Source organism: Methylobacterium marchantiae, assembly GCF_042679825.1.
GTDB classification, from domain to species: domain Bacteria; phylum Pseudomonadota; class Alphaproteobacteria; order Rhizobiales; family Beijerinckiaceae; genus Methylobacterium; species Methylobacterium marchantiae.
This window is the reverse complement of sequence record NZ_JBHTND010000039.1, coordinates 1-20,954: the sequence shown is the minus strand read 5'-3', so window position 1 is coordinate 20,954 and position 20,954 is coordinate 1. Positions and strand designations below refer to the sequence as shown.

18 protein-coding genes are annotated in these 20,954 nt (G+C 68.8%); 10 read left to right on the top strand and 8 right to left on the bottom strand.

What is annotated here, in order from left to right; translation table 11 throughout:
- Window position 1: 1 nt before the first annotated feature.
- Complete coding sequence (locus ACFQ4G_RS19750) at window positions 2-418, bottom strand: NADH:ubiquinone oxidoreductase subunit NDUFA12 (RefSeq protein WP_238207644.1); 417 nt, start codon at window positions 416-418, stop codon at window positions 2-4.
- 532 nt (window positions 419-950) lie between these two features.
- Here ACFQ4G_RS19750 and ACFQ4G_RS19745 point away from each other — a divergent pair.
- From ACFQ4G_RS19745 to sorB, 3 genes are all read left to right on the top strand, one after another.
- Complete coding sequence (locus tag ACFQ4G_RS19745; protein ID WP_379040912.1) at window positions 951-4,682, top strand: vitamin B12-dependent ribonucleotide reductase; 3,732 nt, start codon at window positions 951-953, stop codon at window positions 4,680-4,682.
- Between the two features lie 274 nt (window positions 4,683-4,956).
- Window positions 4,957-6,159, top strand: a complete 1,203-nt coding sequence (gene sorA, locus ACFQ4G_RS19740) for a SorA family sulfite dehydrogenase catalytic subunit (RefSeq protein WP_238207713.1) — start codon at window positions 4,957-4,959, stop codon at window positions 6,157-6,159.
- Between the two features lie 11 nt (window positions 6,160-6,170).
- Complete coding sequence (gene sorB / locus ACFQ4G_RS19735; RefSeq protein ID WP_238207646.1) at window positions 6,171-6,491, top strand: SorB family sulfite dehydrogenase c-type cytochrome subunit; 321 nt, start codon at window positions 6,171-6,173, stop codon at window positions 6,489-6,491.
- A 21-nt stretch (window positions 6,492-6,512) separates the two neighbouring features.
- On the opposite strand, the gene ACFQ4G_RS19730 is transcribed toward sorB, so the two are convergent.
- The gene (locus ACFQ4G_RS19730; protein ID WP_238207647.1) at window positions 6,513-6,770 is read right to left on the bottom strand and encodes a hypothetical protein; all 258 of its coding nucleotides are present in this window, start codon (window positions 6,768-6,770) and stop codon (window positions 6,513-6,515) included.
- Window positions 6,771-6,922: 152 nt separating this feature from the next.
- On the opposite strand from ACFQ4G_RS19730, the gene ACFQ4G_RS19725 reads away from it, so the two are divergent.
- The 5 genes from ACFQ4G_RS19725 to ACFQ4G_RS19705 all read left to right on the top strand — a co-directional run bounded on the left by ACFQ4G_RS19725 (window position 6,923) and on the right by ACFQ4G_RS19705 (window position 12,474).
- Window positions 6,923-7,996, top strand: coding sequence for a YeiH family protein (locus ACFQ4G_RS19725; protein ID WP_238207648.1), 1,074 nt, complete (start codon window positions 6,923-6,925; stop codon window positions 7,994-7,996).
- A gap of 126 nt (window positions 7,997-8,122) precedes the next feature.
- Window positions 8,123-10,003 carry an MHYT domain-containing protein gene (locus tag ACFQ4G_RS19720; RefSeq protein ID WP_238207649.1) on the top strand — a complete coding sequence of 627 codons (1,881 nt, stop codon included), beginning with the start codon at window positions 8,123-8,125 and terminating at the stop codon, window positions 10,001-10,003.
- Between the two features lie 35 nt (window positions 10,004-10,038).
- A complete protein-coding gene (locus ACFQ4G_RS19715; RefSeq protein WP_379040917.1) occupies window positions 10,039-10,452 on the top strand; it encodes a response regulator in 414 nt (137 codons plus the stop codon).
- Window positions 10,453-10,501: 49 nt separating this feature from the next.
- Window positions 10,502-11,551: a sensor histidine kinase gene (locus tag ACFQ4G_RS19710; protein ID WP_238207651.1), complete on the top strand. Its 1,050-nt coding sequence runs from the start codon at window positions 10,502-10,504 to the stop codon at window positions 11,549-11,551.
- A gap of 95 nt (window positions 11,552-11,646) precedes the next feature.
- Window positions 11,647-12,474, top strand: a complete 828-nt coding sequence (locus ACFQ4G_RS19705; RefSeq protein ID WP_238207652.1) for a BKACE family enzyme — start codon at window positions 11,647-11,649, stop codon at window positions 12,472-12,474.
- A gap of 248 nt (window positions 12,475-12,722) precedes the next feature.
- Here the strand turns inward: ACFQ4G_RS19705 and ACFQ4G_RS19700 are convergent, their stop codons facing one another.
- The 5 genes from ACFQ4G_RS19700 to ACFQ4G_RS19680 form a co-directional block, all read right to left on the bottom strand.
- Entirely contained in the window at window positions 12,723-13,142 is a 420-nt protein-coding gene (locus ACFQ4G_RS19700; RefSeq protein WP_238207654.1) for an FKBP-type peptidyl-prolyl cis-trans isomerase, read from the bottom strand.
- 59 nt (window positions 13,143-13,201) lie between these two features.
- Entirely contained in the window at window positions 13,202-14,389 is a 1,188-nt protein-coding gene (locus ACFQ4G_RS19695; RefSeq protein ID WP_238207656.1) for a GNAT family N-acetyltransferase, read from the bottom strand.
- The gene (locus tag ACFQ4G_RS19690; RefSeq protein WP_238207658.1) at window positions 14,386-15,750 is read right to left on the bottom strand and encodes a lipopolysaccharide biosynthesis protein; all 1,365 of its coding nucleotides are present in this window, start codon (window positions 15,748-15,750) and stop codon (window positions 14,386-14,388) included. Before ACFQ4G_RS19690 ends, ACFQ4G_RS19695 begins: the two co-directional genes overlap by 4 nt.
- A gap of 72 nt (window positions 15,751-15,822) precedes the next feature.
- Window positions 15,823-16,773 carry an SGNH/GDSL hydrolase family protein gene (locus tag ACFQ4G_RS19685; RefSeq protein WP_238207660.1) on the bottom strand — a complete coding sequence of 317 codons (951 nt, stop codon included), beginning with the start codon at window positions 16,771-16,773 and terminating at the stop codon, window positions 15,823-15,825.
- The gene (locus ACFQ4G_RS19680; protein ID WP_238207662.1) at window positions 16,743-17,831 is read right to left on the bottom strand and encodes an OpgC family protein; all 1,089 of its coding nucleotides are present in this window, start codon (window positions 17,829-17,831) and stop codon (window positions 16,743-16,745) included. The genes ACFQ4G_RS19685 and ACFQ4G_RS19680 overlap by 31 nt, the downstream gene beginning before the upstream one ends.
- Window positions 17,832-18,052: 221 nt before the next feature.
- Here ACFQ4G_RS19680 and ACFQ4G_RS19675 point away from each other — a divergent pair, with 221 nt between their 5' ends.
- Both ACFQ4G_RS19675 and ACFQ4G_RS19670 read left to right on the top strand, forming a co-directional pair.
- Entirely contained in the window at window positions 18,053-19,603 is a 1,551-nt protein-coding gene (locus tag ACFQ4G_RS19675) for an ATPase domain-containing protein (protein ID WP_238207665.1), read from the top strand.
- Window positions 19,590-20,630, top strand: a complete 1,041-nt coding sequence (locus ACFQ4G_RS19670; RefSeq protein WP_238207667.1) for a sensor histidine kinase — start codon at window positions 19,590-19,592, stop codon at window positions 20,628-20,630. Before ACFQ4G_RS19675 ends, ACFQ4G_RS19670 begins: the two co-directional genes overlap by 14 nt.
- A 10-nt stretch (window positions 20,631-20,640) precedes the next feature.
- Here ACFQ4G_RS19670 and ACFQ4G_RS19665 read toward each other — a convergent pair.
- A partial coding sequence (locus tag ACFQ4G_RS19665) for a hypothetical protein (RefSeq protein WP_379040906.1) occupies window positions 20,641-20,954 on the bottom strand: 314 nt, incomplete at its 5' end.

Below are 20,954 nucleotides of genomic sequence, written 5' to 3'. Positions count from 1 at the left end.
GCTAGGATTCCGGGCTCCAGGCCACGTAATCGCCGCCGGTCGCCGGCTTGGCGCGGGGGTTGAGCTGCGAGCCCTTCGGGCGATAGGCGGCGCTGGTGCCGGTGAGGTTCTCCACATGCGGCTTCTGCCAGTCGCGGGGCGTGTAGGTCTCCTCGCTCGGGGGCACGTCGCCGTTGTGGCAGAGCCAGCCGCGCCAGCCGGGCGGGACCTTCGAGGCGTCGGCATAGCCGTTATAGACGACCCAGCGCCGCTCCGGGCCGACCGAGCGGTCGATCAGCGGTCCGAGCGCCTTGTAATAGGTGTTTCCGAAATCGTCCGTGCCGACGAACTGCCCGTGCCGTGCCGTCATCACGGCGAGCGACATGGTCTGCCCGTTCCACCACGTGAAGATTCGCAGAAGCGTGTCCTTGAGAGCCATCGCACTCGCCTGAACCGGACCGGCGCGACCGCCCGTCCTTCCTCGGCCGGGACTATGGTGAGGGGCCAGGGCGAAGTCCAGCGCAAGCGCGTCGCGCGCCGACGATATCGGCACCGGCGGCCGGCACGCGGGTGCGGCCGGAATCCCACAGGGAGGGCGCCTTAACCAAAAGTTCAGGCTGCCCCGGCGGCTCACGGCCTGTGAATGCAAAATTTTTCGCCGGCGAATCCTTCAGGCGAAAAGAGCACTTATCGGCGCCGCCGCGATATCCACAGGAATTACGAACCCACCACAACATCTAGCTAGGAACGTAGCCGGCACACACAAGTTGTTGACGTGAAGGCCATGGCCGCGATAGTTTGCGAGGGTCGCCGAAGCAGTTGTGTCGGTACGGCGGCCCACAGCCTTTCTCGGCCTTCGGACGGCGTATCGCGAACGCTCGCGGTCGCTTGCCTTCTTCAGACTTGACTACACCAGCGGCTGCGCAGGGCGCGGCGGCATCGTCGACTCTTCGACAAGGGATACAGGGTTCATGCGGTTCGAGCGGCGCCACACCACGGCCGGGCAATCCCCCTACGCCACCATCGCCTTCCGCAAGGCGCTGAGCGAGATCCGCAACCCGGACGGATCGATCGTGTTCCGCCTCGACGGCATCTCCGTGCCCGAGAGCTGGAGCCAGGTCGCCAGCGACGTGCTGGCCCAGAAGTATTTCCGCAAGGCCGGCGTCCCCGCCCGCCTGAAGCGCGTGGAAGAGAACGACGTTCCCTCCTTCCTGTGGCGCTCGGTGGCCGACGAGGCCGCCCTCGCCGACCTGCCCGAGGCCGAGCGCACCGGCTCCGAGACCTCGTCCACCCAGGTGTTCGACCGTCTCGCCGGCTGCTGGACCTATTGGGGCTGGAAGGGCGGCTATTTCTCGTCGGAAGAGGACGCCTCCGCGTTCCTCGACGAGCTGCGCTTCATGCTCGCCCGCCAGATGGTGGCACCGAATTCGCCGCAATGGTTCAATACCGGCCTGCACTGGGCCTACGGCATCGACGGCCCCGCCCAGGGCCACCACTACGTCGATTACCGCACCGGCGAGCTCACGAAGTCAGCCTCGTCCTACGAGCACCCGCAGCCGCATGCCTGCTTCATCCAGGGCGTGCAGGACGACCTCGTCAACGAGGGCGGCATCATGGACCTGTGGGTCCGCGAGGCGCGCCTGTTCAAGTACGGCTCGGGCACCGGCTCCAACTTCTCGATGCTGCGCGGTGAGAACGAGAAGCTCGGCGGCGGCGGCAAATCCTCGGGCCTGATGTCGTTCCTCAAGATCGGCGACCGGGCGGCGGGCGCGATCAAGTCGGGCGGCACCACCCGGCGCGCGGCCAAGATGGTCATCGTCGACATCGATCACCCGGATATCGAGCAGTATATCGACTGGAAGGTGAAGGAGGAGCAGAAGGTCGCCGCTCTCGTCACCGGTTCCAAGATCGTCTCCAAGCACCTCCAGGCGGTGATGAAGGCCTGCACCCAGTGCGAGGCCGAGGGCGACGCCTGTTTCGACGTCGAGCGCAACCCCGCCCTGAAGAAGGCGGTGAAGGCCGCCCGCAAGGAGATGGTGCCGGACGGCTACACCAAGCGCGTCATCCAGTTCGCCCGCCAGGGCTTCACCAAGATCGATTTCCCGGTCTACGACACCGACTGGGATTCCGAGGCCTATCTCACGGTGGCCGGCCAGAACTCGAACAACTCCGTCTCCCTCACGGACGACTTCCTGCGCGCCGTCGAGGCGGATGCGGATTGGAACCTGACCGCCCGCACCACCGGCAAGTCGGTGAAGACCCTCAAGGCCCGCGAGCTCTGGGACAAGATCGGAGAGGCCGCCTGGGCGTCGGCCGATCCCGGCCTGCACTTCAACACCACCATGAACGACTGGCACACCTGCCCGACCGCTGGAAAAATCCGCGCGTCGAACCCGTGCTCCGAGTACATGTTCCTCGACGACACGGCCTGTAACCTCGCCTCCGCCAACCTGCTGACGATGTACGACCGCGCCAGCGGTGAGTTCGACGTCGCCGCCTTCGAGCATCTCAACCGGCTCTGGACCGTGGTCCTCGAGATCTCGGTGATGATGGCGCAGTTCCCCTCGAAGGAGATCGCCGAGCTCTCCTACAAGTATCGTACGCTGGGCCTCGGCTACGCCAATATCGGCGGCCTGCTGATGAGCATGGGCCTGCCCTACGATTCGCATAAGGGCCGGGCGCTCGCCGGTGCCCTCACGGCGATCATGACCGGCGTCGCCTATGCCACCTCCGCCGAGATGGCGGCGGAGCTCGGACCCTTCCCGGGCTACGACGAGAATGCGGACGCCATGCTCAAGGTCATCCGCAACCATCGCCGCGCGGCGCATGGCGAGGCTCAGGGCTACGAGTTCCTCTCGATCGCTCCCGTCCCCCTTGACATCGCCAACATCCCGCAGGCGGATCTCGCCGAACGCGCCAGGGTGGCGTGGGACCGCGCCCTCTCGCTCGGCGAGGAGCACGGCTACCGCAACGCCCAGGCCACCGTCATCGCGCCCACCGGCACGATCGGCCTGGTGATGGATTGCGACACGACCGGCATCGAGCCCGACTTCGCCCTGGTGAAGTTCAAGAAGCTCGCCGGCGGCGGCTACTTCAAGATCATCAACCGTGCGGTGCCCGACGCCCTGCGCTCCCTCGGCTACCGCGAATCCGACATCGCCGAGATCGAGGCCTACGCCGTCGGCCACGGCTCCATGGGCCAGTCGCCGGCGATCAATGCGGGAACCCTGCGCGCCAAGGGCTTCACCGACGACAAGATCTCGGCCATCGAGGCCGGCCTGAAATCGGCCTTCGACATCAAGTTCGTGTTCAACCGCTGGACGCTGGGCGACGACTTCCTGAAAGACGTGCTCAAGGTGCCGGCCGAGAAGCTCGCCGACCCGACCTTCGAGATCCTGCCCTTCCTCGGCTTCTCGAAGAAGGACATCGAGGCCGCCAATACCCATATCTGCGGCGCGATGACCCTGGAGGGCGCACCGTTCCTCAAGCAGGAGCATTACGCGGTGTTCGACTGCGCCAATCCGTGCGGTCGCATCGGCAAGCGCTACCTCTCGGTGGAGAGCCACATCCGCATGATGGCGGCGGCGCAGCCCTTCATCTCGGGCGCCATCTCCAAGACCATCAACATGCCCAACGACGCCACCGTCGAGGATTGCAAGAACGCCTACAAGCTGTCCTGGACCCTCGCCCTCAAGGCGAACGCCCTCTACCGCGACGGCTCCAAGCTGTCGCAGCCCCTGAACTCGGCCCTCATCGCCGACGAGGAGGACGATGTCGACGACGTGATCGAGGCCCTGGTCGCCCAGCCCTCGTCGGCCAAGGCCGCCCAGCTCGCCGAGAAGGTGGTGGAGCGGGTGATCGAGCGGGTCGAGCGCATCCGCTCGCGCGAGAAGCTGCCCGACCGGCGCAAGGGCTACACCCAGAAGGCGGTGGTCGGCGGCCACAAGGTCTACCTGCGCACCGGCGAATACGAGGACGGCCGCATCGGCGAGATCTTCATCGACATGCACAAGGAAGGCGCCGCCTTCCGCTCGCTGATGAACAACTTCGCCATCGCGATCTCGATCGGCCTGCAATACGGCGTGCCGATGGAGGAATATGTCGACGCCTTCACCTTCACCCGGTTCGAGCCGGCCGGTTTCGTCCAGGGCAACGACGCGATCAAGAACGCCACCTCGATCCTCGACTACGTGTTCCGCGAACTGGCGATCTCCTATCTCGGCCGCATGGACCTCGCCCATGTCGATCCGTCCGAGATCGGCAACACCGTGATGGGCAAGGGCGAGGGCGAAGGCAGCCGCAGCGGCGACAGGCCCGATCCCGTGGCCTCCAGCATCGTCTCGCGCGGCCTGCTGCGCGGCTCGGCCGACCGGCTCACCCTGATCCAGGGCGGCGCGGCCGGCGGCACGGTGGGCATCGGCTCCGGCCATGCCGGGGCGTCGGCGCCCGCTGGAGGTGCGGTCCACGCCGTGCGGGGCGCGACGGCGCTGAAGGCCGAGCCGGCCACCGCCGGCCATGCCGAAGCCCTCGTCACCGCGCTGCCCTTCGCCAAAGCGGAACGCACCGTCTCGGATCGCCGGGCCGAGGCCAAGATGAAGGGCTATGTCGGCGAAGCCTGCCCGGAATGCGCGAACTTCACCCTCGTGCGCAACGGAACCTGCCTGAAATGCGACACCTGCGGCGGCACCACCGGCTGTTCGTGACGGGTCGAGCGGATCGACCTCCCACCCCCGCTGGTGACGGCGGGGAATTAGACACGGGCCGTTCTCCCCATGGAGGACGGCCCTTTTTCGTCGATGGACCCTGGACCGGACGGATGCTCCGGCGCGGCTCAGCGTCCCGCTCGCTGCCGGTTCCGTAACGGTGTCCGAAGGTTTTCCTCGTTCGTTTCGAGCTTCTCCCGCATGATGGGATCAAACGTGGTGCGATCCACCGGCCGGGGCGGTCCGCGTGGTCGCGGTCACGATGGGGGACGCGATGTTCGAACTCGGCCGGCGGGATTTCCTGAGAGGCGCCGTGGCGGCCGGAGGCCTCGCGCTGCCGTCCCTGAATGCCCTGGCCGGCGAGGTCGCGACGCTGCCCTTCGCCAATGGCGAGAGGCCGCTGGTGGCCTATCCCGGTAAGCGTCCGCTGATGCTGACGACGGCGCGGCCGCCCCAGCTCGAGACGCCGTTCTCCATCTTCGATGAGAGCGTGCTCACGCCGAACGATGCGTTCTTCGTGCGCTACCATCTCGCCGACATCCCCACCTCCATCGACCCGGACCTGTTCCGGCTGGAGGTGAAGGGCCATGTGGATGGGGCGGTCTCGCTCTCCCTCGCCGAGCTGAAGAGCCTTCCGACCGTCGATCTCGTGGCGGTGAACCAGTGCTCGGGCAATTCGCGCGGCTTCCTCGTCCCGCGCGTGGCCGGCGGCCAACTCGGGAACGGCGCGATGGGCAATGCCCGCTGGACCGGAATCCCCCTGAAGGCCGTGCTCGACAAGGCCGGTGTGAAGCCGGGGGCGGTCCAGGTCGCCTTCACCGGCCTCGACGGGCCGGTCCTGCCCGAGACGCCGCGTTACGCCAAGGCGCTCGACATCGACCATGCCCGCGACGGCGAGGTGATGCTGGCCTGGGCGATGAACGGGGAAGACCTGCCCTGGCTCAACGGCTACCCCTTGAAGCTCGTCGTTCCCGGCTATTACGGCACCTACTGGATCAAGCATCTCAGCGCGATCACGGTGCTGGACAAGCCCTTCGACGGGTTCTGGATGCAGAAGGCCTACCGCATCCCCGAAAACGCGTGCGCCTGCGTCGAGCCGGGAACGGCCTCGGCCAAGACCGTGCCGATCAACCGGCTTCCGGTCCGCTCCTTCGTCACGAGCCTGGCGGATGGCGCCACGGTCGCGGCCGGCAAGATGGGCTTGCGCGGCATCGCCTTCGACGGCGGGTCGGGGATCCAGGACGTGGCCGTCTCCCTGGACGACGGCCGGACATGGGCGTCGGCCAAGCTCGGCCAGGATCTCGGCCGCTATTCCTTCCGGCCCTGGACCTTCGAGGCCGATCTGCCGGCGGGACCGCACGTGGTCCGCGTGCAGGCGACGGCGACGGACGGCGCGACGCAGCCGATGGAGCCGCGCTGGAACCCGGCGGGCTACATGCGGAACGTCGTCGAGACCACGCGCATCCAGGCTGTCTGAGGGAGCACGGCATGACCAAGCATCGTATCGCCGCCGCGTGCGGAGGGATCGCCCTGCTCGCCGCCGGAGGCGCCCAGGCCGAGCCGCGCAGCTACGACATCCCGGAACCCACCGCCCAATTGCGCCCGGCGAAGGGCCACGAGGCAGGGTTCGAGGCCGCGCAAACCAACTGCATGGTCTGCCATTCGGTGGATTACATCCTCACCCAGCCGCCGGGCAAAGGCGCCGCGTTCTGGACCGGGGAAGTCACGAAGATGGTGTCGGTGTTCCACGCCCCGATCGAGGAGGCGGATGCCAAGGCGATCGCCGCCTATCTCGCCGCCGCATACTGACCGGCCGCAACCGGCACCGCGTCAGCGGATCGCCCCGACGAGGGAAGCGATCTGCGCCTGAGCGAGAATGATGGTCTGACCGACGCTCTGATCGCTGAAATAGACCCGGCCGGCGATCAGCGTCAGCGCCAGGGTCCAGAACACCGCGATGGCCGCATTGCGCGCCCGCCGGTCGCCCTGCACCATGGCGACCGAGCGGTCGTCGCAGACCGGCTCGCCATACGGATCGAAGCTCGTGGCGCGGAGACTCGTGGCGCGGAGGTCGGAACGCGTGCTCATGCGGGTGAAGATCGTGTTTTGCTTGCCTTCGATCAATGGATGCGTCTTTTGAACTTGGGCCGTTATGGAGAGGGGTTTTCTCTTTCCGTGAAGCTAGGCAGAAGTTTCTTTCCGGGGGCCCTCGCGGGTGCGTCCGAGCGGGCAGAGCGAGCGTGAAGGCATCTCCCAACCCCGCCGCTGCGGCGGGCGCGACGACCGGGAACGGGGCCTCCTCCCTCCTGCCGGGCATCGCCCTCTGCCTCGGCGTCACGGCCATCGCCATGGCGGTCCAGGTCTGGGAGGAGCGAGCCACCGGGCATCCCTATATCGAGGCCCTCGTCATCGCGATCCTGTTCGGAATCGCGATCCGCACCGCCTGGGTGCCGGGCGAGCGCTTCCGGGCCGGGATCGCCTTCAGCGCCAAGCAGGTGCTGGAGATCGCGGTGACGCTGCTCGGCGCCTCGATCAGCCTCGGCGCCATCGTCGCCTCTGGGCCGGCCCTGCTCACCGGCATCGTCGGCACCGTCATCCTCGCCATCGCGGCGAGCTACGCGATCTGCCGCGGCCTCGGCCTGCCGGCGCGGATGGCGATCCTGGTCGCCTGCGGCAACGCCATCTGCGGCAACTCGGCCATCGCCGCCGTGGCGCCGGTGATCGGGGCCGACAGCAAGGACGTCGCCGGCTCCATCGCCTTCACCGCCGTGCTCGGCGTGCTGATGGTGCTGGGATTGCCCCTGTTCATCCCCCTCGCCGGGCTGTCCGACCACCAGTACGGGGTGCTCGCCGGCCTCACGGTCTATGCCGTGCCACAGGTTCTCGCCGCGACCGTGCCGGTGGGGCTGCTCAGCACCCAGGTCGGAACGCTGGTCAAGCTCGTGCGCGTGCTGATGCTCGGGCCCGTGGTGGTGGCGTTCTCGCTCATCGCGCATCGCCTGCCCGCGGAGGCCGGGGCACGGAAGACCGAGCGGCGAAAACTCGGCTTCGCCAGACTGGTGCCCTGGTTCATCCTCGGGTTCCTCGGCCTCGCCACCCTGCGCTCCCTCGGCCTCATTCCCGAAGCCGCCTCCGGGCCGGTGAAGCAACTGGCCGGCTTCCTGACGATCATGTCCATGACCGCCCTCGGCCTCGGCGTCGACGTGCGTGTCCTGGCGCGCATGGGCGGCAGGGTGACCCTCGCCGTCACCGGCTCCCTCGCCGTCCTCCTCGCCATCAGCCTGATCCTGATCCGGGCGCTCGGCATTGCCTGACCGCCCGGTTTCCGGCGGGACAGGTGACGGCACGGCCGGAGGGGAGTGGTGGCACCGCCGGCGACCGGATAGGGAGAGGACTCGGGCAAGCCGCGCCTGCCCGGATCACCCGAGAGCGGTTTTACGATGGTCCATACCGGCTACAATCCCGCGCTCGTCGCGCTGTCCGTCGCCATCGCCGTCATCGCCTCCTACACCGCGCTGGATCTCGGATCGCGCGTTCGCGACGCGGAGCCCGGGCGCCGCATCCCCTGGATCGGCGCGGCGGCCCTGGCGATGGGCGGCGGCATCTGGTCGATGCATTTCGTCGGCATGCTCGCCTTCGAGATGGGAATGCCGGCCGCCTACGATACCGGCCTCACCCTGCTTTCGCTCCTCATCGCCGTCGGCGCCACCGGTGGCGCCTTCGCCTGGGTCAGCCGGACAGTGGCCGGGACGCGCGACATCCTGGTGAGCGGACCGCTCATGGGGATCGGCATCGCCGGCATGCATTACACCGGCATGGCCGCGCTCAGGGTGCCCGGCAACCTCGCCTACAGCATCCCGGTGGTCGCCGTGTCGGTCCTCATCGCCGTGACCGCTGCCACGGCCGCGCTCTGGCTGACCTTCCGCCGGAACGAGGTCTGGCAGAAGATCGCGGCCGCCTTCGTCATGGGCTTCGCCGTGGCCGGGATGCACTATACCGGCATGGCCGCCGCCACCTTCACCGCCGAGGAGGCCGGTGCGCATGCCGCCCATGTCTCCGCCCTCGCGCCGGGCCAGCAGAACCTCGCCCTCGTCGTCGGCGGCGCGACCTTCCTGATCCTGTTCCTCGCCCTGCTCGCCTCGTCCATCGACCAGCAGCGCGTGCAGCGCGACCTGAGCGCCAGCGAGGCGCGGTTCCGCGCCGCCGTCCAGGCCGTGCGCGGCGTGCTCTGGACCAACGATGCCGAGGGCCGGATGGTCGGCGAGCAGCCGGGCTGGTCGGCCATCACCGGCCAGTCGCGCGAGGAGTACCAGGGCTTCGGATGGGCGAACGCCGTGCATCCGGACGATTCCCCGTCCTCCATCGCGGCCTGGAACGAGACGGTGCGGGAAAAGCGCACCTTCGTCCACGAGCACCGGGTGCGCTCGCGGGACGGGACATGGCGGCATTACGCCATCCGCGCCGTCCCGGTGCTGGCCCCCGACGGCGCCATCCGCGAATGGGTCGGCGTCCATACCGACATCACCGAGCAGCGGGAGGCCGAGGCGGAACTCCGGGAATCGAACGAGGAGATCCAGCGCTACGCCTATATCGTGAGCCACGACCTGCGCGCCCCCCTCGTCAACGTGATGGGCTTCACGAGCGAGCTCGACGCGACGCGCGAGGATATCCGCGCGGCCCTCCAGGGCCATCCGCAGGCGGAGGGCATCGACGCCGATCTCGGCGAGGCGCTCGGCTTCATCAGCGCCGCCGTCACCCGCATGGAAGGCCTGATCGCGGCGATCCTGAAGCTCTCACGCGAGGGACGGCGCAGCTTCCAACCCGAAGCACTCGACCTGAAGGCGCTGCTCCAGCGCCTCGCCGATGCCCAGCGCCACCAGACCGAGGCCGCCGGCGCCGAGGTGATCGTCGCCTCCGACTTCCCCCGGATCACCGCCGACCGACTGGCCGTCGAACAGATCTTCGGCAACCTCCTCGACAATGCGGTGAAGTATCTCGATCCCGCGCGGCCGGGCCGGATCACGGTCACGGCGACGGCGGTCGGCGCGCGCATCCGCATCGACGTCGCCGATAACGGCCGGGGCATCGCCGAGCGCGACCATGCCCGCGTCTTCGAGCTGTTCCGCCGCTCCGGAAAGCAGGACCGGCCCGGCGAGGGAATCGGCCTCGCCCATGTGAAGGCCCTGGTCCGCTCCCTCGGCGGACGGATCGACATGACGTCGAGGCTCGGGGACGGCACCACCTTCAGCGTGACGCTGCCCCGCGAGAGCGCTACAGCTACGAGGACGGGCGCCGACGCGACGCCCCTCGCCGCGGAATGAGGCCTGTCCCGAACGTGCAATCCGTCAGTATCGTGATGATCGAGGACGACGAGGGCCATGCCCGTCTGATCGAGCGCAACATCCGCCGAGCCGGCGTCAACAACGACATCATCCCGTTCCGGGACGGCACCTCCGCGCTCGCCTACCTGATGGGGCCGGACGGGTCGGGGGAGGCCAGCGCCAAGCGCCCCCTCCTGATCCTGCTCGATCTCAACCTGCCGGACATGACCGGCATCGACATCCTCGAGAAGGTGAAGGCCAACCCGCATACGCGGCGCTCGCCGGTGGTCGTCCTCACCACCACGGATGACAGCCGCGAGGTCCAGCGCTGCTACGATCTCGGCGCCAACGTCTACATCACCAAACCGGTGAACTACGAGGGTTTCGCGAACGCCATTCGCCAGCTCGGCCTGTTCTTCTCGGTGATGCAAGTTCCAGAGAACCCATGAATGCCCGAGAACCCATGAATGCCCGGAAACCCATGACGTCGTCGGATTCATGAGCGCCCCCGTCTCCCCGGAGCGCGGCCGCGTCCTTTATGTCGACGACGATCCCGGCCTCGGGCGCCTCGTGCAGAAGGCCCTGCGGGCGCGCGGCTACGTGGTGGAGCTCGCCGCCAATGCCGACGAGGGGCTCGCGCGCCTCGAACGGGGAGGCATCGATCTGGTGGCGCTCGACCATCACATGCCGGGCCAGACCGGGCTCGACGTACTTCCCGCCATCCGCGCCATGCCCTCGGCGCCGCCGGTGATCTACGTCACGGGCTCGGAGGACAGCCGCGTCGCGGTGGCTGCGCTGAAGGCCGGCGCCGTCGACTACGTCTGGAAGGATCTCCAGGGCCAGTTCCGCGAGCTTCTGGGCGAGGCGGTCGATACGGCCCTTCGGCAGGAGGCCCTGAGGCGCGACAAGGAGCGGGCCGAGGCCGAGATGCGCGAGGCCCGCGACCGGGCGGTGATGCTCCTGCGCGAGGTCAATCACCGGGTCGCGAACTCCCTCGCTCTGGTGGCGGCGCTGACGCACATGCAGACCAACGCGGTCTCCGACCCGGCGGCCAAGGCGGCCCTGCGCGAGATGCAGGCGCGGATTTCGGCCATCGCCGGTATCCACCGCCGGCTCTACACCTCCGACGACGTCGAGGCGGTGGAGCTCGACGCCTATCTCGCCAGTCTCGTGGAGGAATTGCAGGGGGCGATGAAGGCTGCGGGCCGCGACCACGCCATCCGGCTCATCGCCGAGCCCATCCGCCTCGCCACCGACAAGGCCGTCTCGGTCGGCGTCGTCGTCACCGAACTCGTGACCAACGCCTACAAATACGCCTATCCGCCGGACATCCTGGGCGAGATCCGGGTCGCGGTGGGACGGCAGGGACCGGACAGCCTGAGCCTCACGGTCGAGGATGACGGCATCGGCTGGACCGGCGAGGGCCAGCCGCGCGGCACCGGTCTCGGCTCGCGGATCGTCAGGGCGATGGCCACGAACCTGCGCTCCGCCCTGATCTATCGTCCGGGCGGCCCCGGAACCAGCGCCAGCCTGCTGTTCCAGGGCTGAACCGACGCCGCCCCGCCGGCGCGCCTAGCCCTTCGCCTCGCAGGCGGAATGCCTTATCTCCCGGTCTCCCTCGTCGGATATCCGGGACCAGGATCATGAGACCCGTCGTCGTCGCCGTCGCCATCACCGGCTCCGTGCCGCGCAAATCGGACAATCCCGCCCTTCCGGTCACGGTCGCCGAGCAGATCGAGTCGACGCACCAGGCCTACGAGGCCGGCGCCGCCCTCGTGCATATCCATGTGCGCAACGACGACGAGACGCCCTCCTCCGACCCGGAGCGGTTCGCGGCGGTTCAGGAGGGAATCCGCCCGCACTGCCCCGGCATGATCGTGCAGTTCTCCACCGGAGGACGCGGGCGCGATCCGGCGAGCCGCGGCCTGTCGCTGCGCCACCGGCCCGACATGGCCTCGCTCTCCACCGGCTCGGTGAACTTCCCCACCATCGTCTACGAGAATCCGGCGAGCCTCGTCACCGATCTGGCGAGCCAGATGCGGGAACACGGCGTGCGGCCGGAGATCGAGATCTTCGACCTCTCGCACCTGCATGGCGCGAAGCGCCTGCTCGATGAGGGGCTGATGGATGCCAGCCCCCACGTCCAGTTCGTGATGGGGGTGAAGAACGCCTTGCCGGCGGACGAGCGCCTTCTCGACCTGCTTCTGGGCGAACTCAGGCAGGTGCTGCCCGACGCGACCTGGACCGCCGCCGGCATCGGCCGCCATCAGGCGGAGGTGATGGATTGGGCGCTGGCGCGGGGCGCCGATGCGGTGCGGACCGGCCTGGAGGACAATATCCGCATCACGAAAGACCGGCTGGCGGCGAGCAATGCCGAACTCGTCGGCCTCGCCGTGGAGCGGGTGCTCGGCCACGGCCGCTCCGTCGCGACGCCCGCCGAGGCACGCGCGGCGCTTGGATTGGTGGTCTGAGCGATCGCGTGGAGTGCCGTCGGCTTCAGACGCCGGGCACCCATCAGGGCGAAATGGGCCGACGCCCGACATCCTCCCCACGACCTCATCCTGAGGTGCGGCGACAGCCGCCTCGAAGGAGGCTTCCACGAACCTGACGTAAACTGGAGGCCTCCTTCGAGGCCTCCGCTCCGCTCCGGCGCCTCAGGATGAGGGGGTGGTCGGGAGGTGAGGGATACTTCCCCCGGTCATCGAGCGGGAATCGCCGTTCAGTTCACGCCGAGCAGTTCGACGTCGAAGATGAGCGTGGCGTTCGGCGGGATGAGGCCGCCGGCGCCGCGTGCGCCGTAGCCGAGATCCGACGGGATGATCAGCGTGCGCTTGCCGCCGACCTTCATCGTGGCGACGCCCTGGTCCCAGCCGGCGATGACCTGGCCGATGCCGAGGGTGAAGCCGAAGGGCTGGCCGCGGTCGCGCGAGGAATCGAACTTCTTGCCCGGCTTGCCGCCATCGTCGAGCCAGCCGGTATAGTGCACGCTGACCTTCTTGCCGGTCTGCGGCGAAGGACCGGTGCCGACGACTTCGTCGCGGTATTGCAGGCCCGAGGGCGTGGTCACGGTCTCGGCGGATGCGGAAGCGGTCATGGCGATCAACAAGGCTCCGGTGAGGGCGAGAAGCGGACGACGCATGCGGGTGGTTTCCTGTCTGGCGTGCCGGACCGGCCCAGTAGCACGGCTTTGCCCGTCCGTCAGCGCCTGCCCAGCAGGTGCTTGATCAGGGTCTTCGCCTCTCGCTCCATCGTCGCGAGGCGGAGGCGGCGCTCCAGGGAGATCGGTCGCGACGCTCCGTCCGGGACGGCGATGATCTCGCTGATCGTCTCGCGGTCCGGATAGAGGTCCTCCAGGACCGAGCCCGCCAGGGTCGCGGAATCGAGCCGCCCGGCAAATCCGGTGGCGTGCATCTCCTCGATGATCAGGGCCTCCAGCAGGAGGCCCGGCGCATGGGCGCGCTCCCGCTCGTCGTAGGTGGTCTTCAAGAGCGTGGCCGTCTCGCCGGCCAGGAGGGCGAGGCTGATCGAGAGCGCGCGACCGTCCAGCGACAGGGTATCCGCCCGAAGCCCGACCGGACCGCTCCCATCGGCGAACAGCGCCCGGGCGAAGGCCTCGTGCTGCGGCAGGCAGGCGAGCGCGGTCCCGGCCCTGCCCTTCCATCCCGCCCGTTCGAGGCGCAGGAACCCGGCCACCGCATCGGCCAGGGCCGGTCCCTCGGTGGCGATGCCGAGGGTGAGCGAACCGCGCTTCGACAGGCGCCGATGGCGACGGCGCAGGTCCTTCATCCGGGAGCGGTGCGGATGTTCGCCGAGGAAAACGGAGTGGCTGCTGCGTCGTTCGACGATCGGCCGTTCGAAACGGTCGGCGGCGCCGTGCACCCAGCCGGCCCGGTCCATCGCCGCGAGCAGGCCGCGCCCGAGCCTCGTCCCCGTCGGAAGCAGCGGCCAGCGCCAGGGGCGCCCGCCGGACGCGATCCGCAGGCCCGCCACCAGCAGGTCGAGCCTGTCGGGCAAATCCCGCCCATCGGGCAAGTCCGGCCCTTCGGCGACGAGGGGGCTCGTCTGCGTGATGAAGGGCGACAGGAACGGGTGCGTCACCCGCGATCCGAGACCGGCGATGTCCCGCCTCGACCGGAACGGCATCAGAGCTTCGAGGCCGCCTCTCCCCCGCACGCAGACGAAGGCGAGGTCCGCATCGGCGAGGCCGGCGGCATGATGGGCGGCCATGACGTGGCGGCTGTAATGCGGATGCGTGGTGAGCGCCCGCTCCATCAGCGCGTCCCAGGAAGCGGGATCGGCGGCGAGCTCCGAATACGTGACGATGGAGACGGAGCGCGCGTCCTCTTCCCGGTGCGGGACCTCTTGCCGTCGTATGCCTTCGCTCATGGATGGCGACGGCCGGAGATCGGCAGGACGGGGGTCGCGATGCCGTGCACGGTCCATGCGGCCAGCGCCATGCCGGCCCCGCGAAGGACGTTGGCGAGCGCCATCGCGATGGCCGCTCCCATCACGCCGAATGCCGGGATCAGGAGAGCGCAGAGCAGGGACGCGAGGGCCAGCATCGCCAGGGTGATCGCGGCGCAGAGGCGCTCGCCGCCGATCATGGTGAGCAGGTCCTCGCCCGGCCCGAACAGGCTCGCGGCGACGCTGCCCGAGACCAGCACGGTGAGGAGCGGGAGGCTGTCGCGGAATTCCGGCCCGAACATCCCGAGGAGGAGCGGCCCGGCCGCCACAACGGCGAGACCGATGGCGGCCGTGGCGGCGAAGGTCAGGCGGGCCTGCATGCGGACGAGGCGGGTGAGGCCGGGGGCGTCGCCGACGGCATGGACGGCGGTGAAGCGCTGGGCAGTCGCGGCCGAGGCGGCGAATTGCACGAAGGGAACGAATTGCTGGATGCGGGTCGCGACGAAGTAGAGGCCGACGGCCGTCGGCGGCATCATGACGCTCAGGATGACCACGTCGATCATATTGAAGGCGGAATGGGCGAGTTCCGTCGCCCCGATGGGCAGGCAGGCCCGAAGCCAGAGCCGCCAGCGGTAGCGCGGCGTCACCGGGGGCAGCACCGCGCGAAGACGCAGGACGAGGAGGCCGGCCTGGATAGCCAGGGCGATCCCCGTGGCGGCCAGGGTGCAGGCGACGGCGACCCAGGCCTCCGCCGGTGCCCCGAGGGCGACCGCTCCCACCATCGCCGCCATGATGAGGCCCTGGCGCAGGAGATAGGGCGGCGCGATGGCGAGGACCGCCCAGTTCTGGCTGCGGGCGACGCCTTCCAAGTAATCCTGGAGGGTGAAGAGCGGCAGGACGAGGGCGGCGAGGAGGAGAGGCCCGGCATAGGGCCCGGCGAGCAGGCTCCCCTGCATCCAGACCAGCGCGAGGCCGACGAGCGCCACGGCGCAGGCGAAGGTTCCGGTGGCGAGGGCGCCCGCGAGGAGGAACCCGCGGACCTGCGCGACGTCCCCCCTCGCCTGATCGGCCGGCAGGAAGCGGCAGGCGCCCTGGGCGAATCCGAGGGTCGAGGAATGGCCGAGGATGGCGATCCAGACCCAGATCGTGGCGAAGATTCCGTACTCGGTCCGCCCCATCAGGCGGGCCATCAGAACCTGGGCCACGTAGGCGAAGGCGGCCGCCGCGATGCGGATGGCGAAGACGTCGAGCGCCGCGCCCGCCGCACCGGCACGGAACGTCCTGAGGCGGACGAGCGCCGCACCGAGGGTCCGGCCCTCCGTCCCGTCCGTTGCTATGCCCACTCCGTCCCCCAGACCTGAACACGGATCCTTAGGTCAAGGCCGTTGCGTCCGGGTTAAGCGAACCGTCGTCTCTCAGGGCTGGTCCTGAATCGGTGCGGTGCCGATCCGCGGCGGCGACGGCGGCTTCACCACCACGTCCTTGGGGGGCGCGACGATGACCGACGGCGCGCCCGCCGTGCCCGTGGCGGCCGGGTCGGGCTGGAGCAGGGACAGGGTGATCGCCCGCGTCACGTGCTCGGCCATGCAGCGCAGGCCGAGATCGTTCAGGCGGAACTGGCGCCCCAGCATGTGGGCTTCGCCCTTGTCGCTGTGGCCCGACAGGTAGCGCATCGCCTCGTAGCGCTGCACCAGGGGCACGCCCTCGCGCAGGGCCACTTCCTGCACCTTGCTGACGATGCTGTTGTAATACTCGTCCTGGGCCAGCGACGCCGTGTAGACGGGATTGACGAGCACCACGTCGATGTCGTGGGACTTGATCCACTGCACCGTCTCGTCGAGGGCGCTGGCGAAGGCATCGACATCGACGCGGGCCAGCGCGTCGTGGGTGCCGACCTGCCAGATCACGAGGTCGGGCTCCACCTCCGCGACCATGCTGCGCAGGCGCTCCGCCGCGCCGGACGCGATCTCCCCCTGCATGCCCCGGCTCTCCACCTCGACATCGACGTTGGGAAGCGAGCGCTCCAGGGCCGTCTCGAGCTTGACCGGATAGGTCGCCGAGGCGCCGGCGCCGGCCGAGGAGGAGCCGATGGCGAGCACGCGCACCGGCCTCTTCTCCTTCAGCGCGGCCTTCACGGCGCCGAGGCGGGCCAGCGTGTAGAGCTTCGAGCCCGGGACCCGGCATTCCGGCGACAGGCTGACATCGACGGCCTCCGACCCGTCGCCGCCGGGTGCTGGCGCGGCGGCGGTGGGCGGCGAGATCACGGTCGTGCCCCCTTCCGCCCCGGCCGGCGACGATCCGCCGATCGTCCCGAGACAGGTCAGGCCGAGGCAGATCAGGAGAGTCGAGGTTTGCGCGAGCGCCATTCGACGAACCATGCAGTAAAGCCCAGAGCGAACAAGCCCGATCCTAAGATACCGACATCAACGAGGATGCCGCCTCCCGTCGAGAACCGCACGAGTTGGGCGGCGAGGCTCAGGAGCGAGCCGATGGAGAAGACTGCCAGTGAATTACGACCAAGTCCTGTCAAATATCTAACCACGAAGCCGATGTGCGGCGAGATGAGCGCATAGACGCCCTGAAATGTCAGCAGCACGCCGATGAAGTGGATCAGCCGGGCGGGCGTGAGATAGGTCTTCTCGAAGGTGAAGATCAGCCGCGGATCGGGGACGGCGAGCGGGTCGGGACGGATCTCGAACACCGACAGGACGATCCCGAGCACGACGATGACGACGCCCAGCGGCATCAGCCGCCTCGACCACAGCCGGAGCGTCGGGGATTCGCGGTTGAAGTCATGGCCCACGAAGCCGAGCACCAGCAGGAGCTGCCAGCACAGCGGATCGAAGAACCAGTCCCCCTCGCCCGGCCAGGACGGCAGGTTCCATTCGAAGACGAGGCTCGCGACGTAGAGCGAGAAGGACAGGCCGAGCGCCGCGAGACGGCTCACGCGGGCGACCAGGATGAAGAACGGCGCGATGCCCAGCAGCACGACGTAGAGCGGCAGGATGTTGAAGAAGCCGAGCTGGTGGGTGAGCAGGACGAAGCCGACCGTGGTCTGGATCGGGTCCGCGAAGAATCCGCCGGCATTGTGCCATTCGAGCAGAAGCGGGTTGTCGAGGAGCAGCGCGGTTCCGGCGATCATCGCCAGGGCGATCGCCATGGTGGTGATCTGGGCGCGGTAGACCTCGATCGTGCGCGACAGGAGCCGCAGCACGCTCTTCAGGCGCGGTTCGGGCTTGCCGTCGCGTCCCCGCGTGGCGATTCCGATCGACCAGCCGGCCAGGAACACGAACAGCTCCGCCGCGTCCGAGATGCCGTATTGCGAATAGGTGTAGCGCTCGAACGTGTTGCCCGGAATGTGGTTGACGTAGATCGTCACGAGGGCGAGGCCGCGCCAGAAGTCGATCGCGTTCGGTTCGCGCATCTAGGATCCGAACTCCGGCGTGTCGGGTGGGTTGGTCGAGCGCGAGGCGGCGTCGAGAGCCTCCCCGCAGCGAGGCGGCACGGTCTGATAAGGCGGGACGCGGCATCTGCAAAGTCCGCCGGCTCGTGCTCCTCGAACGGGAATCGCCCGTATTGTGGCCTATTTGCCGACGACGGAGTTGTCCCGGGAACCTATTGTGCCTCGATGCCGTACCCTCGGACATGATGATGCCAGTCAATCCCGCCCACGACGCCAGGCCGATCCCCACGGGAGTGCCGGGCCTCGATCACATCCTGTCCGGCGGATACGCCGCCCATCGGGCCCACCTCATCGAAGGGCGGCCCGGCGGCGGCAAGACGACGCTCGGCCTGCAATTTCTGCTCGACGGGCAGGCGCAGGGCGAGCGCAGCCTGTACATCACCCTGTCCGAGAGCAAGCGGGAGCTGCTGTCCGTGGCCGAACGCCATGGCTGGTCTCTCGACGGAATCGACATCTACGAGCTCGTGCCGCCGGAGCTCAGCCTCGATTCGGAGCTGCAGCAGAGCCTCGTCCACTCGTCCGACCTCGAGCTCGGCGAGACCGTGCGGATGGCGCTCGCCGAGATCGAGCGGGTGAAGCCGAGCCGCGTGGTGTTCGACAGCCTGTCGGAGATCCGGCTGCTGTCGCAGGGATCCCTGCGCTATCGCCGCCAGGTCCTCGCGCTGAAGAGCTATTTCCTCCTCAACAACGCCACCGTGCTGATGCTCGACGATCTCAGCTCCGAGGAGGACGACCTCAACCTGCACTCGATCAGCCATGCGGTGATCCGCCTGGAACAGGTGACGCCGGCCTACGGAGCCGCCCGCCGGCGCCTCCACGTGATCAAGATGCGCGGCACCGAGTACCAGGGCGGCTACCACGACTTCGTCATCAAGAAGGGCGGGATCAGGGTCCATCCGCGGCTCGTGGCGAGCGACCATCACCGCAGCTTCGCCAAGGACACGGTCGAGAGCGGCGTGCCCGAACTCGACCAGGTGCTCGGGGGCGGGCTCGACCGGGGCACCACCAGCCTCTTGATAGGACCGTCGGGGGCCGGCAAATCCACCCTCGCCCTGAGCTATCTCATCGCCGGGCTGCGGCGGGGCGAGCACGGCGTCGTCATCAGTTTCGACGAGACCCGCGGCATCTTCGTGCAGCGAGCGGCCAGCGTCGGGATGCCGCTCGCCGAGTTCCTCGATGCCGGTCTGCTGCGCATCGAACAGATCGACCCCGCCGACGTGTCCGCCGGGGATTTCGCCGGCCGCATCCGCGATGCCGTCGAGAATGACGGCGCCCGGCTGGTGCTGATCGACAGCCTCACCGGCTACATGAGCGCCATGGCCGGGCAGCCGTTCCTGGTCCTCCAGATGCACGAACTGGTCACCTACCTGAACCAGCAGGGCATCGTGACGATCCTGATCCTCGCCCAGCACGGCATGGTGGGGCGGATGGAATCCCCGGTCGACCTGACCTATGTCAGCGACACCGTGGTGATGCTGCGGTTCTTCGAGGCCGCCGGCCGGGTGCGGCGGGCCTTGTCCGTCCTGAAGAAGCGGACCGGGCCGCACGAGGACACGATCCGCGAGTTCAAGATCGATTCGGGCGGATTGCGGGTGGGAGAACCCCTGCACAATTTCCGCGGCGTGCTCACCGGGGTCCCGACCTATGACGGCCACCGGGACGACCTGCTCGACGAGCGGACCAAGGCGGACGGCAAGCCCCTGAACCAGCGCGGATCCGATGCCGCATCCTGATCCGGTCGTCCTCATCCTCGCACCGGCGGGGCGGGACGCGAAGGTGGCGGCGGCGATCCTCGAGGAAATCGGCATCGCCTCCGAGACGGTCCCGACCCTCGACGCCCTGGTGGCCGATCTCGACCGGGCCGCCTGTGCAGTGGTGACGGAGGAGGCGCTGCAGCGCTGGGACCGCCGCGCGATCGCCCAATGGGTCGAGAGGCAGCCGCCCTGGTCGGACTTTCCCTTCGTCCTCCTCAGCTATCGCGGCGGCCAGCCGGACGTGCGGCTGACCGACCTCCTCGGCAACGCGACGGTGCTGGAACGGCCGTTCCACCCGGCGGTGCTGACCAATGCCGTCCGTTCCGCCCTGCGGGCACGACGCCGGCAGCGCGAGGTCCAGGCGCATCTGGAGGAGCGGCAGCGGACCCACGAGCGGCAGGCCCTGCTGATCCGCGAGCTCCACCACCGGGTCAAGAACACCCTCGCCACCGTCCAGGGCCTGCTCGGGGCCACGGCGCGGTCGTCCAACGACGTCAACACCTTCTACCATTCGTTCTCGGACCGAATCGTGTCGCTGGGCAAGACGCACAACCTGCTCACCGAGGATTACTGGCAGACCGCGCCGCTGCGGGACCTCCTCCAGAACGAACTCGGCCCCTACAACGACGCGACGGCCAGCCGGATCTCCCTCGAAGGGCCGGCGATCGAACTGGCGGCGGATCTCGCCGTGCCCACCGGCATGGCGATCCACGAACTCACCACGAACGCCGCCAAGCACGGCGCGCTGTCGGTGCCGTCCGGGCGGATCAGGGTGCGCTGGAGCATCGATCAGCGGGGGGAAGGCCGGGTCCTCGATCTCGACTGGACGGAGAGCGGCGGTCCCGCGGTCACGCCGCCCGAGCGGCGCGGATTCGGATCGACGCTGCTGCAGCGCGTCCTCGCCCAGCAATGCGACGCGGAGGTCACCATCGGCTACGAGGCCGAGGGCCTCCGGTTCCGGATGATCGCGCCCCTGAAGGACGACCGGCTGGTGCCGGCCTATTGAGGCAGGCCGGTCAGGATTTGACGATCCGGTCGAGGCGCCCGTTGACGAAGAAGTACAGCTCCTTCGCGCCGGGCTCGCTGTAGAGCACCTGGACCTCGCGGCCCGAGCGCCCCTCACCGACCAGCACGTCCGTGGGCGCCTTGCCCTTGAGCCGGACGAGATCGCATTCGCCGATCCCGGTCTCGATCGCGCCCGCGGAACCCGGCGCGGCCTGGCTGCAGGTCCCGTCCGGGTTGAGGACCGGGCCGGTCACGCTCGGCGCGGCGGGCGGCGCGACGGCGACCCTGGCGGGCGCCGGTGCAGGTGCGGGCGGCTCGCGCTCGC

Excerpts from the sequence above, each read along its gene's own strand:
- ACFQ4G_RS19745 (WP_379040912.1), top strand. The coding sequence starts at position 951 with ATGCGGTTCGAGCGGCGCCACACCACGGCCGGGCAATCCCCCTACGCC.
- ACFQ4G_RS19750 (WP_238207644.1), bottom strand. The coding sequence starts at position 418 with ATGGCTCTCAAGGACACGCTTCTGCGAATCTTCACGTGGTGGAACGGG.
- ACFQ4G_RS19675 (WP_238207665.1), top strand. The coding sequence starts at position 18,053 with ATGATGATGCCAGTCAATCCCGCCCACGACGCCAGGCCGATCCCCACG.
- ACFQ4G_RS19730 (WP_238207647.1), bottom strand. The coding sequence starts at position 6,770 with ATGAGCACGCGTTCCGACCTCCGCGCCACGAGTCTCCGCGCCACGAGC.
- sorA (WP_238207713.1), top strand. The coding sequence starts at position 4,957 with ATGTTCGAACTCGGCCGGCGGGATTTCCTGAGAGGCGCCGTGGCGGCC.
- ACFQ4G_RS19695 (WP_238207656.1), bottom strand. The coding sequence starts at position 14,389 with ATGAGCGAAGGCATACGACGGCAAGAGGTCCCGCACCGGGAAGAGGAC.
- ACFQ4G_RS19705 (WP_238207652.1), top strand. The coding sequence starts at position 11,647 with ATGAGACCCGTCGTCGTCGCCGTCGCCATCACCGGCTCCGTGCCGCGC.
- ACFQ4G_RS19710 (WP_238207651.1), top strand. The coding sequence starts at position 10,502 with ATGAGCGCCCCCGTCTCCCCGGAGCGCGGCCGCGTCCTTTATGTCGAC.
- ACFQ4G_RS19715 (WP_379040917.1), top strand. The coding sequence starts at position 10,039 with ATGATCGAGGACGACGAGGGCCATGCCCGTCTGATCGAGCGCAACATC.
- ACFQ4G_RS19680 (WP_238207662.1), bottom strand. The coding sequence starts at position 17,831 with ATGCGCGAACCGAACGCGATCGACTTCTGGCGCGGCCTCGCCCTCGTG.
- ACFQ4G_RS19685 (WP_238207660.1), bottom strand. The coding sequence starts at position 16,773 with ATGGCGCTCGCGCAAACCTCGACTCTCCTGATCTGCCTCGGCCTGACC.
- ACFQ4G_RS19700 (WP_238207654.1), bottom strand. The coding sequence starts at position 13,142 with ATGCGTCGTCCGCTTCTCGCCCTCACCGGAGCCTTGTTGATCGCCATG.
- ACFQ4G_RS19720 (WP_238207649.1), top strand. The coding sequence starts at position 8,123 with ATGGTCCATACCGGCTACAATCCCGCGCTCGTCGCGCTGTCCGTCGCC.
- sorB (WP_238207646.1), top strand. The coding sequence starts at position 6,171 with ATGACCAAGCATCGTATCGCCGCCGCGTGCGGAGGGATCGCCCTGCTC.
- ACFQ4G_RS19670 (WP_238207667.1), top strand. The coding sequence starts at position 19,590 with ATGCCGCATCCTGATCCGGTCGTCCTCATCCTCGCACCGGCGGGGCGG.